This window comes from Hymenobacter polaris (assembly GCF_012927305.1).
GTDB lineage: Bacteria > Bacteroidota > Bacteroidia > Cytophagales > Hymenobacteraceae > Hymenobacter > Hymenobacter polaris.
The window spans coordinates 890,000-907,299 of record NZ_JABBGH010000003.1 but is presented as its reverse complement, the minus strand read 5'-3'; the positions used below and the strand labels follow the sequence as shown (position 1 = coordinate 907,299).

Here is a 17,300-nt window from a genome sequence, read left to right as displayed (position 1 = left end):
GTAATCGGAATAGCCTGGCTACCTGCTGCAAGCGCAGCTTGGCCGAGCACCCCTAGGGCGCTAAAAGTACTACCGAACTAATACCCGCTTTATTACACGTCCGCCGCACTTTTTTTATCCTATCGTCCCGGCAGCAGTTTTTCCGGCAAAAGGCCAGCGGCCCAGGCGGCGGCTCCAGAGCAGGAAAGCCAGCGTGCCCAGGGCCATCATGCCCAGGGCCGCCAGCTGGAAGTAGAGGCGAAAGTGCAGCCCGCCCCAGCTGACCTCGACCGGCGCGATGCCCGCAAACACGGCCAGCCACACGGCCACCGCCAGCAGCACCGGCAGCGGGTAGAGCGGCATCTTGAAGGGCAGCGCGGCCGTGCCGCGCCGGCGGCGCAGCAGCACCAGCCCCACGGCCTGCCCCACAAACTGCACCAAAATGCGCATGGCCAGAATGGCCGAAATCACCTCGCCCAGCCGAAACAGCAAGCTGAACACGAAGCCCACGCCGCCCAGCAGCAGCAGCGACACGTAGGGGAAGTGCTTGGTGGGGTGCAGCTTGGCAAAAACGGGCAGAAACTCGCCGTCGGCGGCGGCGGCGTAGGGGATGCGCGAGTAGCCCAGCAGCACCGCAAACAGCGAGGCGAAGGCCACCAGCAGCACCAGCCCCGTGGCAATGGTAGCCGCCACCGGGCCGTAGAGGCGCTGCATAAATACGCTCACGATGTACTGCGACTGGTCGCTGGCGCTGGCTTGCCAGCCCTGCACCTCGCGCCACGGAATGACGGTGCCCACGCTCCAATTCAGCAGCAGGTAGAGCGAGGCAATGCCGATGATGCTGAGGAACATGCTGCGCGGAATAACGCGCTGCGGCTCCTTGATTTCGGCGCCCAGGTGGCACACGTTGTAGTAGCCCAGGTAGGAGTAAATGCTCTTGACGGCGGCCTGGCCCATGGCGGCCGACAGCAGCAGGCCGGGCAGTGCCCCTAGGCCCCCGGCCGGCACTAAGGCCACCGGGTAGTGCGGGTGGGTGAGGCCGCCAAAAATCAGCCAGCCCATCAGCCCCAGCACGCCCACCCACAGCGCCACGCCCAGCTTGCCAATGTCCTCGATGCGGCGGTAGAGCAGCACGATGAGCAGCAGCACCGTGGCGCCGGCTACCAGCTTGGGCTGCCACCAGGCGGTTTCGGGGTGCCACCAGGGTTGGCCCTTGGCCAGAAAGCCGAAGTACTGCGCAAAGCCAATGGCGCCCGAGGCCAGCACCAGCGGCGACTGAATAAGCGTTTGCCAGACGTAGAGAAACGACATGTAACGCCCCCAGGTGGTTTCGCCATAGGCCAGCTTGAGGAAGCGGTACGAGCCGCCCGCCTCGGGGTAGGCCGCGCCCAGCTCGCTCCAAATGCAGGCATCGGCAAAGGCCAGCCCCGCTCCTACCAGCCAGGCCAGCAAGAAGTTGGGCCCTAGGAGCCCCATCACCAGCGGCAGGGTCACGAAGGGCCCGATGCCGACCATATCAATCATATTGAGCGCCGTGGCTTGGAGGAGGCCCAGGCGACGCTGCAAAGTGGGTTGCGCCATAGGTGGCGAAGGTAGGCTAGGCACCTGAGAAAAAAGGTGGTCATGCTGAGCTTGCCGAAGCATCTCTACCGCGCCATTTGCAGGTCGTTGTCACGATTACCATACGGCGCGGGAGAGATGCTTCGGCAAACTCAGCATGACCACCTTTTATTTATACCCTACCGCGCGCCTACGGCCTTGCTGGCCGGCCCTAGGCCCTCGGCCAGCCCGATAAGGCGCACCAGCTCGGCGCGGTAGCCATCGGCGTCGGGGCCGCGGCCGGCCTGGGCCAGGCGGGTGGCGCTAGCCCAGGTAGCAGTGCCGCGCTGCTCGCTCTGGCGCAGCAGCAAGCCAAATTCGGCCACGGCGGCGGCAAACTGCTGGTCGGCCGAGGCCTGGGCGATGGGCGTGGCGGCACCGGCCAGCGGCTGGGCCAGCAGGCGGCTGGCGCTGCCCTGCGGCTCCTTATAGCGCAGCTTCACGGTGAGCACCTCGGCGGCGGTGCCGGCGGGCAGCAGCACATTTTGGGGCGCGTACTTTAGCTGGTCTACCAAGGGGTTAGGCGACCCTAGGGGCACCAGCTCGTAGAGGGCCGTGACGGTGTGGCCCGCGCCCAGCTCGCCGGCGTCCTTGCGGTCGTTGTTGAAATCCTCGCTGGCCAGCAGGCGGTTTTCGTAGCCGATGAGGCGGTAGCTGGCCACGCGGGCGGGGTTGAACTCAATTTGCAGCTTCACGTCCTTGGCCACCGTGAAGAGCGTGCCGCCAAACTGCGCCACCAGCGTGCGGCGGGCTTCGTCGAGGTTGTCGAGGTAGGCATAGTTGCCGTTGCCCTTGTCGGCCAGCAATTCCATGCGGCTGTCGCGCAGGTTGCCGCGGCCCACGCCCAGCACAGTCAGGAACACGCCGGTTTCGCGCTGCTGCACAATGAGTTGCTCCATGGCCGCGTCCGAGCTTTCGCCCACGTTGAAGTCGCCATCGGTGGCCAGCACTACGCGGTTGTTGCCTGCCTTCTGGAAGTTTTGCTGCGCCACCGAGTAGGCCAGCCGCAGGCCCGCACCGCCCGCCGTAGAGCCGCCGGCCTGCAGGCGGTCGATGGCGTCGAGGATTTCCTGCTGCCGGTTACCGGCCGTGGGGGGCAGCACCAGGCCGGCCGCCCCGGCGTAGGCCACCAGCGCCACGTGGTCTTGGGGCCGCAGCTGGCGCACCAGCAGCTTCAAGCCGGCTTGCACCAGGGGCAGCTTATCGGCCTCGTCCATCGAGCCCGATACATCGACCAGAAACACGAGGTTGGCGGGCGGCAGGCTGGCGGTTTCGATGTTTTTGGCTTGGATGCCGATGCGGGCCAGCTGGTGCCCTAGGGCCCAGGGGCACTCGCTTAGCTCGGCGCTGATGCGCACCGGGTCGGGGCTGCTGGCGGCCGGCGCGGGCAGCTGGTACCGGAAGTAATTCAGCATCTCTTCGACCCGCACGGCGTCGCGCGGGGGCAGCTGGCCTTCGTTCAGGAAGCGCCGCACGTTGGTGTAGCTGGCATTGTCCACATCAAGCGAGAAGGTGCTCAGCGGCGCTTGCTTTACTGCCTGGAAGGCGTTTTCTTGCACCTTGGCGTAGGTGTCGCCCGCGCCGGCCTCGGGGCGGGCGGGCCATACTTCCTCATCGCGCTTCACAACCGGCGGCGTGAATTTCAACTGCCTACTAGTTCTGGCTGGCGTTATCAGGATGCCCGCCGCCCGGCCCTGGAGCTGCTGCTGCAACGGCGGCGGGGGCGCCATCACCGGGGCTGGGGCTGGCCTGGTGGCTACGGCGCCCGTTACGTCGTGCCGCTGCCGCGCGCCGTAGCCCACCACCACTTCTTGCAGCGACTGGTGGCTTTCCAGCAGCACCACATTTAGCGGCTGGCCGGCGGCGGGCAGGGGTAGCTCTTGGGTTACGTAGCCCACGCCGCTGAACAGCAGCCGGCCGCGCGCTGGCACGCCCGCCAGCACGTAGGTGCCGTTGGCGGTGGTGCTGGTGCCTAGGGTGGCACCCTTCACGAGTACCGTTACGCCGGGCAGGCCCTGGCCCTGAGCATCGGTCACGCGCCCGCTGATGGTGCGCGTGGAGGTGACCGCGGCGGGGGCAGCTGGCGGCGCGGGCTGAGCACCGGTCGCGGCGGGCCCTAGGGCTACTAGCAGTAGGAAAAGCGATAGGTTGTGCATGGCAGCGAAGCGGGGGTTGGTGATACGCTACCCGCTTGATGCCCGAGGGCTTCGAATTGCACAACGAGGGGCCTTGCCGGACGAGCGCTCGGTGGCGGCCAGGGCGGCTTGCGCGGCGGCTGGGCGGCGGCTACTTTAGCGGCTGCTTTCCCATCCGCTGCGGCCCCTTCGCTATGTTCTTGTCTCTCTTGGCGCGCCTGCTGCTTGTGGCCGGGCTGGGCACGCTGGGTGGCGGGCCGCCGCACGCCAGCCGGGCCGCCCAGGCCGAGGTGCGGGGCATGGTCTACTGGCAGGCCCAGCGCCCCTTACGCTGGGGCGATTTTCGGGCCCGCACCTGCCCCGTGCAAACCCGCGCCGGCGAGCGGGCCCTGGGGGCGTGCGTGGCAACGGGCATTGCGGTGCTGCCCTGCGCCGATGCCCGAGGCCGGGGCACTTTCCAGGTGGCGTCGTACCTAGACCCTAGCCACTCGTGGGTGCGCGACTCGGCCAGCTTCGCCAACCGCCTGACGCTAGCCCACGAGCAGGTGCATTTTGACATCAACGAGCTGTACGCCCGCCAGATTCGGGCGCTGGTAGCCAGCTACTACCGCGCCGGGCGCTACCCCTTCACGGCCGAGCTGCACGGGCGTATCGCGGAGTTGCTGGTGGCCAAAACCACTTGCAACAATCGCTTCGATGCGGAAGTGGCCGCCGACTCCATCGGCGGCTCGGTAACCCGGTGGCAGGCCACGGTGCAGCAGCAGCTGCTCGACTTGGCGGCCTACGGCGCCGAGGCCAGCACCTGCCGCTAGTCTTGCGTGCTGGCTACCCGGCGCCCCCTAGGCCGCGCCGCCCGCCACACCCACCACATCAGGAGCGGCTGCAGCGGCAGCCGGGCCCACAGCGCCCACAGCGGTATGCCTAGCTGCTCGTGAAGTTGCAGCATGTACACATTGGCCGGAAACACGGCAAGCAGCAGAGCTAGCAGGCCCCAGCGCGCCAGCTGCCGCGTGGCGGGCCACAGCAGCCCTAGCCCCCCCGCCACCTCGGCCGCGCCGCTCAATGCCACCAGCAGCCGGGGCGCGGGCAGGGCCGGCGGCATAATGCGCAGGTAGGTTTCGGGCTTGAGAAAGTGCAGCGTGCCCGCCGCCGCAAAGAGCAGGGCCAGCGCTACCAGCGGCCAAGTGAGCTTTTGAGAATGCATGTATCCCACAAGAACGTCATGCTTATCTGGCGTCCGCCTGTCGAAGCATCTCTCCCACGTAATTAACCTCAAATGGTAGGATTACTTACGCGGTAGAGATGCTTCGACAGGCGGACGCCAGATAAGCATGACGTTCTTTTTCTTTGCTTGCTGCCGCCGCTACTCCAGCCACGATTTATAGTACTGGCCGTCGTCGAGCCCTAGGGCCGCTTCGGTCAGCATAAGGGGGCGGAAGGTGTCAATCATCACGGCCCACTCGTCGGTGCCTTTCTTGCCGATGCTGCGCTCGTAAGCGCCCGGCGCGGGGCCGTGCGGAATACCACCGGGATGCAGCGTGAGGTGGCCCTGCTCGATGTTGTTGCGCGACATGAAGTCGCCGTCTACGTAGTAAATCACCTCGTCCGAGTCGATGTTGGAGTGGTGGTAGGGCGCGGGAATGGCCCGCTCGTGGTAGTCGAACAGCCGGGGCACGAACGAGCACACTACGAAAGCCTTGGTTTCGAAGTGCTGGTGCACGGGCGGCGGCTGGTGCACCTTGCCGGTAATGGGCTGGAAGTCGCGGATGTTCATACCGTAGGGGTAGTTGTACCCGTCCCAGCCCACCACGTCGAAGGGGTGGCTAGGGTAGAGCAGCTCGTGCAGCACGCCCTGCTTCTTGATTTTCAAGATAAAGTCGCCAGTTTCGTCGTGGGTTTCCAGCTCGGTGGGCAGCTTGTAGTCGCGCTCCGAGTAGGGCGCGTGCTCCAGCAGCTGGCCGAAGTGGTTGCGGTAGCGCCTAGGGGTGTGCACGGGGTGGAACGACTCGGCGATGAGCAGGCGGTTGTCTGCCTGGTCGAAGGCCAGCTGGTAAATCACCCCCCTAGGCACCAGCAGGTAGTCGCCCGGTTCGAACGCAATGTTGCCCAGCTGCGTGCGCAGCGTGCCGGTGCCGCGGTGGACGAACAGCAGCTCGTCGGCGTCGGCGTTTTTGTAGAAGTAGGCCGTGAGCGACTGCCGGGGGGCGGCCAGCGAGATGTGCACGTCGCCGTTCACCAGCACCGGCGTGCGGGCGGCCAAGTAGTCGTCCTGGGGTGGCACCGCGAAGCCCTTGAGCAGCCGCGCCTTAATGCTTTTCTCGACCGCGATTTTGGGCGTCAGGTCGGTTTCGCCCAGTATCTCCTTCACCGTCGTGGGCCGCCGCAGGTGGTACATGAGCGACGACATGCCCTCGAAGCCGATGGTGCCGAACAACTGCTCGTAGTAGAGCCCGCCGCCTGGCTTCTCAAACTGCGTGTGGCGCGTAGGCGGCAGCTGGCCAAGCTTGTGGTAGATGGGCATAGCGTGGAGTTGGGTGGGAATAGAATGAACTACAATAGCACGTCATGCTGAGCTTGCCGAAGCATCTCTCCCGCGCAAGTAAACTCAACATTTGGGGTTAGTTACGTGGGAGAGATGCTTCGGCAAGCTCAGCATGACGTTCTTTTCCAACTGGTGGATTACAAATTTCCCCGTAGCGCCTGCTCGCGCTCGATGCTCTCGAACAAGGCCTTGAAGTTGCCGGCGCCGAAGCTTTTGGCGCCCTTGCGCTGGATGATTTCAAAGAATACCGTGGGGCGGTCCTCCACGGGCTTGGTGAAAATCTGGAGCAGGTAACCTTCCTCGTCGCGGTCGGCCATGATGCCCAGCTCGCGCAGGGCCTGCACGTCCTCGTCGATGGCGCCCACGTGGTTGGGCAGGTTGTCGTAGTAGCTACCCGGTGTCGTCAGAAACTCCACACCGCGCGCTTTCATCTGGCGCACCGTGCTAATAATGTCGTTGGTAGCCACCGCAATGTGCTGCACGCCCTCGCCCTCGTAGAAGGTCAGGTACTCTTCAATCTGCGACTTCTTCTTGCCTTCGGCCGGCTCGTTGATGGGGAATTTTACGAAGCCGTTGCCGTTGCTCATTACCTTGCTCATCAGGGCCGAGTACTCGGTAGTAATCTGCTTGTCGTCGAAGCTTAGGATGTTGCGGAAGCCCATCACGTCCTGGTACCACTGCACGGTTTCGTTCATGCGGTTCCAGCCCACGTTGCCCACGCAGTGGTCTACGTACTGCAAGCCCACCGGGCCAGGGTTGAAGCTGCTTTGGCGGGCCACGTAGCCAGGCAGGAAAACGCCGCGGTAGTTCTGGCGCTCCACGAAGAGGTGCACCGTTTCGCCGTAGGTGTAGATGCCAGCCGTGCGCACCTCGCCGTGCTCATCCGTCAGCACCCTAGGCTCCTGGTAGGGGCGGGCGCCGCGGGCCACGGTTTTCTCGTAGCTCGCAAAGGCATCATCCACCCACAAAGCCAGGATTTTTACGCCGTCGCCGTGCTGCTTCACGTGCTCGGCAATGGCACTGTCGCTGCGCAGCGCGGTGGTGAGCACCAGCCGGATTTTACCCTGCCGCAGCACGTAGCTGGCGCGGTCGCGCACGCCGGTTTCGGGGCCCAGGTAGGCCAGCAGCTCGAAGCCGAATGCCGCCTGGTAGTAGTAGGCCGCCTGCTTGGCGTTGCCCACGTAAAACTCCAGGTGGTCGGTGCCAAGCAAGGGCAGGAAGTCGGTTGTATCGGAAGCAACGGGCGCGGGGGCGGTGAGGATTTCCATTCAAAAATACGCTTGGGGTGAGAGCAGGACAGTCAAGGAGAGAGAAATAGTACGTAAAACTAACGGGCGTTAGTAAGGCTTTTCCAATATCAGTTTCCGATGAGGCCGATAAGCATTTCTTATTAGGTTTGCAACACCAAGCTCTAGCTTGGTGCTTCGTTGACTAACGCTACGCGCCCCCCACGCGGCGCGGGCGCCTCACCAAGCCGGAGCTTGGCCTTACAACTCATGGAACTGCGGCAGCTACGGTACTTTGTAGAGGTAGCCACTGAGCGGCACTTCGGCCGGGCGGCCGCGCGGCTGTGCGTATCGCAGCCGGCCCTGAGCCAGCAGATTCAGCTGCTGGAGCGCGAGCTGGGCGTGGAGCTGTTCGACCACCAGCAGCGCCAGCGCCAGCGCCGGGTGGTGCTTACCGAAGCCGGCACCGTCTTCTTAGCCGCGGCCGAGGGCATTTTGCGCGAGAGCCGCGCCGCCGTGGAAGCCGTGCGCCGCATCGGGGCGCAGGCCAAAACCGTGGAGCTGGGCTACTACCAGCTGCTGCGGCCCGACCGCCTGGCGGGCATCGTCGAGCGGTTTCGGACGCACTTTCCGGAGGTGCATTTTCACTTACACGAGCTGCCCACCTTTCGGGCGGTGCAAGAGGCGCTGGTGGCCGGCCGCCTCGACCTGGGCCTGACCATGCAGCCGCTGCTGCACCCCGAGCTGGCGGCCCGGCCGTTTGGGCAGGGCGGGCTGGCGGTGGCCCTGCCCAGCGCGCACCCGCTGGCCGCGCTGCCCGAGGTGCCCCTGGAAGCCCTAGGGCACGAGAAATGGGTGGAAATCAGCCGCCCGCTGCACCCGGTGTACGACGACATCGAGCAGATGTGCCAGCGGGCGGGCTTCAGCCGGCGCGGGGCCATTGCCCAGGAGGTATCGTCGCTAGAGCTGCTCAGCAACCTGGTGCGGTTGGGCATCGGCATTGCGTTCGTGCCCTCCTTTTTTGACCTCAGCCAGGTGCCCGGCGTGGTGGCGCGGCCCCTGCGCGTGGCCGGGGCAGGCGTGGTGCTTACGCAGTGCGTGGCCTACCGCGCCGGGCAGGCCGGGCCGCTGCTGCAAGCGCTGGTGGGACTGGTATAGTGCTTGGCGGCTGCTTGTAACCGAAAGAATTCTATTCAATAAGCCCGTCATGCTCATCTGGCGTCCGCTTGTCGAAGCATCTCTACCGTTTCGTTCTGGTGACGTTCAGTAGAGATGCTTCGACAAGCGGACGCCAGATGAGCATGACGGGCTTATTAAATTTTTCTTTCCTCTAACTTTGCTTAATATACTGATACGTGCTTGGTTACGGGGCCCAGGGCCGTTTGCACTACTACCAGGTAGAGGCCGGGCAGCAGGGTGGGCAGCGCCAGCGTATCGGCGGCCAGGGAGCGCAGGTCTTGCCGCAGCAGCAGTGCCCCTAGGGTGTTGTAGACGCACACCTCCTGCACGGCAAAGCCGGCGCGCTGCCAGTCGAGCAGCAGCGGGCCGTGGGTGGGGTTGGGATACACGGCTACGGCCTCGGCGGGGGGCAGCGCCAGCAGGGCAAACTCCTGGCTGCTTTGCCCACGCCCGCCGGCGCCGGCCACGGCCAGCGGCCCGGTGCGGGCACCTTTAGGCACTACTACTAAGGCCTCGGTGGCGGTGCTGCGCAGCACCCGCGCCGCCACGCCGCCCACGTAGATGGTATCAGCTTGGGCATCGGCTCCGAAGTGCTGGCCCGTTACTGTTACCTGCGTGCCGATGCTGCCGGTGCGGGGGGCAAAATCGGTGATGACGGGGGCTGGCACGAATACAAACCCCGGCACCGTGGCCGTGCCGCCGGGTGTGCGCAGCACCAGCGCGCCGCTGGCCGCCGAGGCGGGCACTTGCAGCTGCAACTGGGTGCTGGTGGCGGCCAGTACGGGCGCCGCCGCGCCACCCAGGCTTACTTCGTTGCGCGCGGCTACCTCCGCGAAGTTGGTGCCGCTGAGGGTGAGCACCTTGCCGGCGCGGGCTTTGGCGGGCAGCAGGGCGCTGACCGTGGGCGGGTACCACACCCGAAACACTTGCCCGCTGGTGGCCTGGCCCCCTAGGGTGCGCAGCGTCACGAGGCCGGTGCTGGCGGTAGCGGGTACTTCCACGGTCAGCGCCGTGGGGGTGGCTTGGCGCACCACCGCCGCCACCCCGCCAAAGGCTACCGAGTCTTGGGCGGCCACAGCCGAAAAACCGGTGCCCGCGAGCGTAACCACCGCGCCGGGCACACCCTCGGCGGGGGTGAGTGCGGCCAGCGTAGGCGGCACGAAAGCCAGGAAATCGGCGGCGCTGCGCACGCTGCCGTTGGGCGTCACTACCTGCACCTGGCCGGGCGTGGCGCCGGCGGGCACCCGCACGGTGAGGGTGGTGGCCGTGGCCGCCAGCACCGGGGCCGCCACGCTATTGAAGTACACTCGGTTGCTGGCCGGGTCGGGGGCAAACCGCTCGCCGCTGAGCACCACCCGCGTGCCGGCGCGGCCCTGCGCCGGCGCAAAGCCCCTGAGCGCCGGCGAGGCTACTACCGCCGCGTAGGGCAGGCGCACGGCTTCCACCACCTGCGCCGGCAAGTCGTAGAGGCGGTTGAGCGTGGTATTGGTGCGCACCGGCGGGTTATAGTCGAAGAAGATGTCGGCGTAGTTGGCTACCAGCGTTTTGGGTGCCAGCCCGGCCTTGGGCTGAATGGTGAACTGCACAAAGCCCTGGCTGCCCGCCTCATCCGCGGCGCGCGCGGGTAGCTCCAGGTTGCTGAAGGTGAAGGTGAGCACCGGCCGGTGCTGGCCCGTCACGGTCAGCTGGTAGGGGTGCGAGCTGGCCCCCAGGCGCAGCGTACGCAAGTCCAGGTCGGCCGATAGCGTATCGACCAGGGACACGTAGTAGGCCGGCGCGGTACCCGTGTTCTGGAAGCGCAGCTGGTAGCTGAGGGGTGCCTGGGTGGGCGTGTAGTGCTGGGCCGTGACGCCCGCCGGCAGCACCTGCTTGTCGTTGGGGTCAAAAGAGTCTACCACCGGCTGGCAGTCCTGGGCTACTTCGGGGTCGCCGGTGGGGGGCGGCATAGCGGCCAGAGCCGCCGTGGGGGCCGAGCTGGTACGCAGGGCGGCCACCTCCACGGTGGCGCTGGTTTGAGCTTGGAGGGGGTGGCCGGCGGGCTGGTCGGCTTCGAGGCGCACGGCGGCGCGGGTGGCCGGCACGCGCAGCACCAGGCTGTCGCCAGCCCCTAGGGCGTAGCGGTGCGTCAAAGCCAGCTGGGCATCCTGGTAGAGGCGCAGCCCCAGGCTGTCGGTGGTGGCGCCCCGGCCCTGGTTGCGCACCACAAACCGCACTTGGTTGCCAGGCTCTACGGTACTGCTGATGGCCATGGAGGCCTTGTTCCAGGCGGCGGGCTCGGGGTAGGTGTTGGGGGGCGTTAGCCAGGCCTTGGTGCACAGCGTGAGGCCCCGAATGCTGGTGTCGCCGCACACCACCGAGTCTTGCAGCACGATGCTGCCGTACTGGCCGGCCGCCAGGTCGCCGAGGGCAAACACGTAGTTGCCGTGCGCATCGCGGGTGTAGGGCGCGCTGGCTTTCACCAGCACCACGTAGGGCGGCAGGGCCACCACGGCCTGGGCCTGGGGCGCCGTAGCAAAGCCCTTGTTGGCATAGGCTACGCTGGTGGTGCTGCGGGCGCAGCGCCGCCGCCGGCCCACGGCCACGCTCACCGTCAGGTAGGGCGCGCGGCTCACCTGGTTGCCAAAATCGGGGCCTAGGGCCGTGTTGCCGTAGGTGTGGAAGGTGAGGATGGGGCTGGTGGCGCACTGCTCGCTGATGGCACGGCCCGGCTCGTGGCTGGGCAGCAGCTGGCCCACCTGGTAGGCGCCCGTATCCACCTCAATGGCGTAGTTGCCGCTGGCGTCCGTCAGCCCGTAGTAGTCGCCGGGCTGGGCCGCTACCACCATACCGGGCATGGCGGGGTCGGTGGCGTCGCGTCGGCAGTTGCCGTCGCGCTCCTCATACACGTTGCCCGTAATCAGGTTGTGGGGGCGCGCGGTGTTGCCGCTGTAAAAGTGCAGCACATCGCCCGTAACTGACAGCAGGCGCGTCGCCTGCCGGTCCACGGCCAGGGCGCCCTTCGGAAAATTGGGTAGCGCCGTCCGGTCGCCCGTAATGCCATTAAAAATTTGAATGCCCGGCTCCAGGCTGCAGTTCAGGTACACGGTGCCGCTGCCATCCACGGCCAGCGACGCGCCGCCCACCCAGGTCAGGCGCCCGTTGTCGCCCGGCCCGAAGGCGCGCAGAAACTGCCCGCCGGGCGCAAAGCGCTGCACCCGCTGGCCCACGTTGTCGGCCACGTACACGAAGCCGTGGGCGTCCACCGCCACGTTCACCGGGTTTAGCAGCTGCCCGGCGCCCGTGCCGCGGCTACCCAGGGAAGGCAGCAGCGTGCCCTGCGCGTTCATGCGCAGCACCGTGCTGCCGTAGAAGTCGGGCACGTACATGGTGCCCTGGGCATCCACGGCCAGCCCAATGCCCGACGAATTGTAGCCCAAGTTGGTGCCCCACTTGGTGTAAGTGGCCAGCACGCGGCCGTCGGGCCCCAGCTTGGTTACGCTGAACGGCGAGCCCCAGGACGCCAGGTAGATATTACCGGCCACGTCGATAGCCATGGCAGTCGCGTCGAACACGCCCGCGAACTTGGCTAGCAACTGGTAGGTGGGGCTGAACTTGCTTACCATCCAGTCGCGCTGGTCTACGTAGTAATAGTTGCCGGCCGCATCCATCGCGGCGGGCACGAAGGAGGTGAGGTTGCCCCAGCGCTCCACCCGCTTGCCGCTGGCGTCGAACTTCAGCAGCCGGCTGTCGCCGTGGTGCCCGAAGGTGGTGGCGTACACGTTGCCGGCCGCGTCTAGGGCAATGGCGGTGTGGGTGCTTTCGCTCCAGTCGTAACCGCTTTCCAGGGCTTTCAAGTTCTTACCGCTGGCGTCGTACTTCGTTACCCCGCCGCCGCGAAACGTGCTTAAGTAGATACTGCCCGCCGCATCCACTGCAATCGACGTGCCCTCATCCGTGCTAACGGGGCCTAGGGCAATGGTGCGCCGCAGGGCGCCAGCGGCCGACAGCTGGGTTACTAGCAGGTTGCGGTCAAACAGGTAAATGTCGCCGTTTGGGGCCAGCGTCACGCCCTTGGGGTTATCGAGCTGGTTAGGGCCGGCGCCCTGGTAGTCGAATAAAAACTTGCCGTTGGTGTCGAATTTTTGCAGGCGGTTGTTGCCCGTGTCGGCCACGTAGATGTTGCCGGCACCATCCACGGCCAGGCCGCCCACGTCGCGCAGCTGCCCCGGCCCGCTGCCTAGGGTGCCAAACTCCAGCAGCAACTGCCCGGCCGGACTGTACTTGCGCACGAAATTCCAGATGCCGACGTACAGGTTGCCCGCATCGTCGACGTCCAGCGCCGCGCCGTTGAAGCTGGTGCGGCTCAGCACAATGCTTTGCAGCAGCTCGCCGCTGGGCGCCAGCTTGGTGATGCCCGGCCCGTCGAGCAGGTAGATATTGCCGGCCTTGTCCACGGTCACGTCCATGGGGTCGAACACGGGCGTACCGATGGTTTTAGTTAGCTTAAAGTCCGGCACCTGGCCCCAGCTGGTCAGCGCCATCACCCCCAATACTAGCACTAGTAAATATTTACGCATAAGCAGTTAGCCTTCGTTTTTCAGGCAAAGAAAAGCAGGCGCCCGGCGTAGTTGGCTACTTGTTCTTCACGCTTTTTTCAGCTAGTTCAGGGCTAAGCAGCCTGGCCTTAGCCCCAGCTTATTTTTTCCTGGCAGAGTACCGCTGCGGCCGACCCCCGGCCCTAGGGGGTGCAACCTTTTGCGCCGCCGCAAGCTTCCGGTAGCTAGTACCTTTGCCGCCAGTTATGATTCTTCGCGCCGAGCACCTCTTCAAGCAATACAAAGCCCGCACCGTGGTCAACGACATGAGCGTGACCGTGGAGCAGGGCGAGATAGTGGGGCTGCTGGGGCCCAATGGGGCGGGCAAAACCACCTGCTTCTACATGATGGTGGGCATGGTGAAGCCCAACGCCGGCCGCATCTTCGTGGGCGACGAGGAGGTGACGCGCCTACCCATTTACCAGCGTGCCCGGCGCGGGGTGGGCTACCTGGCCCAGGAAGCCAGCGTGTTCCGCGACTTGAGCGTGGAGGAAAATATCCTCTCGGTGCTCGAAATGACGGATATGCCCAAGCCGGCGCAGCGCGAAAAGGTAGAGCAGCTGCTCGAAGAGTTCAGCCTTACCCACGTGCGCAAAAACCTGGGCAAGGTGCTGAGCGGCGGCGAGCGGCGGCGCACCGAAATTGCCCGCGCCCTGGCCGTGAGCCCCAAATTTGTGCTGCTCGACGAGCCCTTTGCGGGCGTCGACCCCATCGCGACCGAGGAAATCCAGGGCATCGTGGCCAAGCTCAAAACTCAGAACATCGGCGTGCTCATCACCGACCACGACGTGCAGAAAACCCTCGAAATTGTGGACCGTGCCTACCTACTCTTCGAAGGCAAGCTGCTGAAAGCCGGCACCGCCGAGGAGCTGGCCGCCGACGAAACCGTGCGCCGCGTGTACCTAGGCCGCGACTTCGAGCTAAAGAAGCGCAAAGTGTTCGCGTAAGGAGCCAGGAGTTAAAAGTGATGAGTGATGAGTTAAAAAAGGCCGTCATGCTGAGCTTGCCGAAGCATCTCTACCGAACAATACGGCGTGGTAGAGATGCTTCGGCAAGCTCAGCATGACGGCCTTTTTTAACTCATCACTCATCACTTTTAATTTCTAACCCAAAACGTGTTTCGTCAGCTTCTCGGCTCTGCTGTTCAGCTCACCAGCTTGCCGCGCGTAGAGCGGGTGCGGCGCGAGCCGCTGGCCGCCCAGGCGGCGGTGCTGCGCTACCTGCTGGGCCGGGCGCGGGGCACCGAGTGGGGCCGGCGCTACGGCTACGCGCCGGGCCTAGGGGCTGCCACCTTTGCTGTGCGCGTGCCCATTAGCACCTACGAGCAGCTATACCCCGAACTGGAAAAGGTGCTGCGCGGCCAGCCGGGCGTGCTGTGGCCCGGCCCGGCGCCGCGCTGGCAGGCCCGCAGCAGCGGCACCACCAACGCCCGCAGCAAGTACCTGCCCCTCACGCCCGAGGCGCTGCACCACAACCACTACCGCGCCGGGCGCGACATGCTGGCCCTGGCCCTGCACCACTACCCGGCCCTGGGCATCATGCAGGGCAAAACCCTGAGCCTGGGCGGCACCCACGGCCCCAGCCCGTTCGCTGGCCGGGCGCGGGCCGGCGACGTGTCGGCCCTTATCATGCAGGGCCTGCCGGGCTGGGCCGAAATCCTGCGCACTCCGCCCCTGGAGCTGGCTTTGTTGGACGAGTGGGAAGACAAGATTGAGCGCATTGCCCGCCACGTACTGCGCCAGGATGTGCGGGTGCTGGCCGGCGTGCCCACCTGGATGGTGGTGCTGCTGCGCCGGGTGCTGGCCCTAGGGGGCGCCACGCAGCTCGAGGAGGTGTGGCCGCGCCTGGGGCTGTTTCTGCACGGCGCGGTGGCCTTCGGGCCCTACCAGGAGCTGTTTGGCGAACTGGCCCCTAGTCTGCGCTACCTCGAAATCTACAACGCCTCGGAGGGCTACTTTGCCCTGCAAGACGAGCCCGGCAGCGCCGACTTGCTGCTGCTGCTCGACCACGGCATCTACTACGAGTTTCTGCCCCTCGACCAGCTGGAATCTGCCATCCCTCAGGCCGTGCCGCTGGAGGCCGTGCAGCTGGGCGCTAGCTACGCGCTGGTTGTCAGCACCAACGCTGGCTTGTGGCGCTATCTGGTGGGCGATACGGTGCGCTTCACCTCGGTGCGCCCCTACCGGGTGCGCATCACGGGCCGCACCAAGCACTTCCTCAACGCCTTTGGGGAGGAAGTGGTGGTGGAGAACGCCGAAGCCGCCGTGGCCTTTGCCGCCCGCGCCACCGGGGTGCAGGTGCGCGACTTCACGGCGGCGCCGGTATACTTCGCGGCGGGCGTGGCGGCCTCGCGGGGCGGCCACGAGTGGGCGGTGGAGTTCAACGGCCCGCCGCCCCCTAGCCCCGCCGCCTTTGCCCAGGCCCTCGACGCCGAACTGCGCCGCCTCAACTCCGACTACGACGCCAAGCGCCACCGCGACCTAGCCCTGGCCCCGCCCCGCTTGCACCTGCTGCCGCCCGGCACCTTCGAGGCCTGGCTGCGCCAGCGCGGCCGCCTGGGGGGCCAGCGCAAGGTGCCCCGCCTCGGCAACTCGCGCCAGGTGCTGGAGGAAGTGCTGGCGCTGGGTAAAGTAGCAAGTGAGTAGGTGAGTAGATAGCCTTGCGCAAGCAAATAGGCGGTCATGCTGAGCGCAGTCAAAGCATCTCTACCGCGCCCCTAAGGGTTGTTCAACGGCGTGGTAGAGATGCTTCGACTGCGCTCAGCATGACCGCCTATTTTACCACGTTCCTCACGCAAAAACGTCCGGCCACGCACATGCGTGGCCGGACGTTTTTGCGTGGGCAAGGCCTAGGGCTACTTCAGCGCCTCGGCGCCTTCGGCGGCTTGCTTGCGCTTCTTCTCCACCGAGTCGAGCAGCTTGCCAAAGGGGTCGATAAACTTTTTCACGCCTTCGTCTTCCAGTTGTTGGGTCAGGTCGTCGAGGTGCAGGCCCAGGCCGGGCAGTGCGTCGAGCACTTTGTGGGCCTGGTCGGTGCCTTGCTCCAGGGTATCGGCCACCTTGCCGCGCTCCTTAAACAAGTCCATTGTTTCGACGGGCACCGTGTCCACGGTTTTCGGACCAATAAGACCTTCTACGTACTTCAGGTCGTCGTACTTAGGGTTTTTGTTGCCGGTGCTGGCCCACAGCAGGCGCTGGGTATGGGCACCTTTGTCGGCCAGGGCCTGCCAGCGCGGGCCGGCAAAGATTTCCTTATACATCTCGTAGGCCACTTTTGCGCTGGCAATGGCCACCTCGCCCACCAGCGGCTGCGCCTCGGCTTTGCCGTCGGCCACCAGCTTTTCCAGCATGGGGTCAATCAGCACGTCGATGCGGCTCAGAAAGAAGCTGGCCACCGAGTCGATGCGCGCCAGCGACTGGCCGGTTTTGGCCCGGTCTTCGAGCCCGCCAATGAAGGCTTCCGTGACGGCGCGGTAGCGCTCCAGGCCGAAAATCAGCGTCACGTTCACGTTGATGCCTTCCGAAATGAGCGTGCGGATGGCGGGCAGCCCTTCCTTGGTGGCGGGCACCTTTATCATCACGTTGGGGCGGGCCACGTCCTTCCACAGCTGGCGCGCCTCGGCCACCGTGCCTTCGGTGTCGTGGGCCAGCCTGGGCGATACCTCCAGGCTCACGTAGCCGTCGCTACTGTTGTCCTTGCTGTCGTAGAGCGGGCGAAACAAGTCGCAGGCGGCCTGCACGTCGGCCACGGCCAGGCCCACGTAGATTTCCTCGGCCGATTTGCCCTGGCGGGCCTGCTCCTTGATGGTATCGTCGTAGTCGGCCGAGCCGCCAATGGCTTTCTCGAAGATGGCCGGGTTGGACGTGACGCCGCGCAGCGCGTCGTTGTCGATGCGGGCTTTCAGCTCGCCGTTCTGCAAAATCTGGCGGCTAATAAAATCGAGCCACAGGCTCTGGTCGAGGCGACGGATATCAACTAAGGGGTTCATGGCAAAAGGGGCTAAGGGCCTTACACAATCGTTTGCCAGCCAGCGGGCCCTAGGTGGGCCGCCGGTTGGTCGCTCAAT

At 65.6% G+C, this 17,300-nt stretch carries 11 protein-coding genes; 4 read left to right on the top strand and 7 right to left on the bottom strand.

Translation table 11 applies throughout. From position 1 onward, the window contains the following. Positions 1-114 precede the first annotated feature (114 nt). Complete coding sequence (locus HHL22_RS20380; protein ID WP_169533222.1) at positions 115-1,560, bottom strand: APC family permease; 1,446 nt, start codon at positions 1,558-1,560, stop codon at positions 115-117. 158 nt (positions 1,561-1,718) lie between these two features. Beyond that, positions 1,719-3,734 carry a vWA domain-containing protein gene (locus tag HHL22_RS20375; protein WP_169533221.1) on the bottom strand — a complete coding sequence of 672 codons (2,016 nt, stop codon included), beginning with the start codon at positions 3,732-3,734 and terminating at the stop codon, positions 1,719-1,721. A 173-nt stretch (positions 3,735-3,907) separates the two neighbouring features. Between HHL22_RS20375 and HHL22_RS20370 the strand changes: the two genes are divergently transcribed. Next, positions 3,908-4,525, top strand: a complete 618-nt coding sequence (locus tag HHL22_RS20370) for a hypothetical protein (RefSeq protein WP_169533220.1) — start codon at positions 3,908-3,910, stop codon at positions 4,523-4,525. On the opposite strand, the gene HHL22_RS20365 is transcribed toward HHL22_RS20370, so the two are convergent. The 3 genes from HHL22_RS20365 to hppD form a co-directional block, all read right to left on the bottom strand. Further along, positions 4,522-4,917 (bottom strand): DoxX family protein, encoded by a 396-nt coding sequence (locus tag HHL22_RS20365; protein WP_169533219.1) that lies wholly within the window; start codon positions 4,915-4,917, stop codon positions 4,522-4,524. The two genes, HHL22_RS20370 and HHL22_RS20365, sit on opposite strands and share 4 nt — an antisense overlap. 159 nt (positions 4,918-5,076) lie before the next feature. After that, entirely contained in the window at positions 5,077-6,234 is a 1,158-nt protein-coding gene (locus HHL22_RS20360) for a homogentisate 1,2-dioxygenase (RefSeq protein ID WP_169533218.1), read from the bottom strand. A gap of 158 nt (positions 6,235-6,392) precedes the next feature. Beyond that, positions 6,393-7,523, bottom strand: coding sequence for a 4-hydroxyphenylpyruvate dioxygenase (hppD, locus tag HHL22_RS20355; protein WP_169533217.1), 1,131 nt, complete (start codon positions 7,521-7,523; stop codon positions 6,393-6,395). Positions 7,524-7,736: 213 nt separating this feature from the next. Here hppD and HHL22_RS20350 point away from each other — a divergent pair, with 213 nt between their 5' ends. Next, positions 7,737-8,639, top strand: coding sequence for a LysR family transcriptional regulator (locus HHL22_RS20350; RefSeq protein ID WP_169533216.1), 903 nt, complete (start codon positions 7,737-7,739; stop codon positions 8,637-8,639). Between the two features lie 182 nt (positions 8,640-8,821). Here the strand turns inward: HHL22_RS20350 and HHL22_RS20345 are convergent, their stop codons facing one another. Further along, positions 8,822-13,216 carry a DUF7619 domain-containing protein gene (locus tag HHL22_RS20345; protein ID WP_169533215.1) on the bottom strand — a complete coding sequence of 1,465 codons (4,395 nt, stop codon included), beginning with the start codon at positions 13,214-13,216 and terminating at the stop codon, positions 8,822-8,824. A 224-nt stretch (positions 13,217-13,440) separates the two neighbouring features. Between HHL22_RS20345 and lptB the strand changes: the two genes are divergently transcribed. Both lptB and HHL22_RS20335 read left to right on the top strand, forming a co-directional pair. Then, a complete protein-coding gene (lptB, locus tag HHL22_RS20340; protein WP_169533214.1) occupies positions 13,441-14,181 on the top strand; it encodes an LPS export ABC transporter ATP-binding protein in 741 nt (246 codons plus the stop codon). A gap of 168 nt (positions 14,182-14,349) precedes the next feature. Then, positions 14,350-15,879: a GH3 auxin-responsive promoter family protein gene (locus HHL22_RS20335; protein ID WP_317172709.1), complete on the top strand. Its 1,530-nt coding sequence runs from the start codon at positions 14,350-14,352 to the stop codon at positions 15,877-15,879. A 209-nt stretch (positions 15,880-16,088) separates the two neighbouring features. On the opposite strand, the gene tal is transcribed toward HHL22_RS20335, so the two are convergent. Next, positions 16,089-17,222, bottom strand: coding sequence for a transaldolase (gene tal / locus HHL22_RS20330; RefSeq protein ID WP_169533213.1), 1,134 nt, complete (start codon positions 17,220-17,222; stop codon positions 16,089-16,091). Positions 17,223-17,300: the final 78 nt, after the last annotated feature.

What these genes read in the sequence shown, in the direction of transcription:
- HHL22_RS20375 (WP_169533221.1), bottom strand. Translation starts at nt 3,734, where the DNA reads ATGCACAACCTATCGCTTTTCCTACTGCTAGTAGCCCTAGGGCCCGCC.
- lptB (WP_169533214.1), top strand. Translation starts at nt 13,441, where the DNA reads ATGATTCTTCGCGCCGAGCACCTCTTCAAGCAATACAAAGCCCGCACC.
- HHL22_RS20360 (WP_169533218.1), bottom strand. Translation starts at nt 6,234, where the DNA reads ATGCCCATCTACCACAAGCTTGGCCAGCTGCCGCCTACGCGCCACACG.
- HHL22_RS20370 (WP_169533220.1), top strand. Translation starts at nt 3,908, where the DNA reads ATGTTCTTGTCTCTCTTGGCGCGCCTGCTGCTTGTGGCCGGGCTGGGC.
- hppD (WP_169533217.1), bottom strand. Translation starts at nt 7,523, where the DNA reads ATGGAAATCCTCACCGCCCCCGCGCCCGTTGCTTCCGATACAACCGAC.
- HHL22_RS20365 (WP_169533219.1), bottom strand. Translation starts at nt 4,917, where the DNA reads ATGCATTCTCAAAAGCTCACTTGGCCGCTGGTAGCGCTGGCCCTGCTC.
- tal (WP_169533213.1), bottom strand. Translation starts at nt 17,222, where the DNA reads ATGAACCCCTTAGTTGATATCCGTCGCCTCGACCAGAGCCTGTGGCTC.
- HHL22_RS20380 (WP_169533222.1), bottom strand. Translation starts at nt 1,560, where the DNA reads ATGGCGCAACCCACTTTGCAGCGTCGCCTGGGCCTCCTCCAAGCCACG.
- HHL22_RS20345 (WP_169533215.1), bottom strand. Translation starts at nt 13,216, where the DNA reads ATGCGTAAATATTTACTAGTGCTAGTATTGGGGGTGATGGCGCTGACC.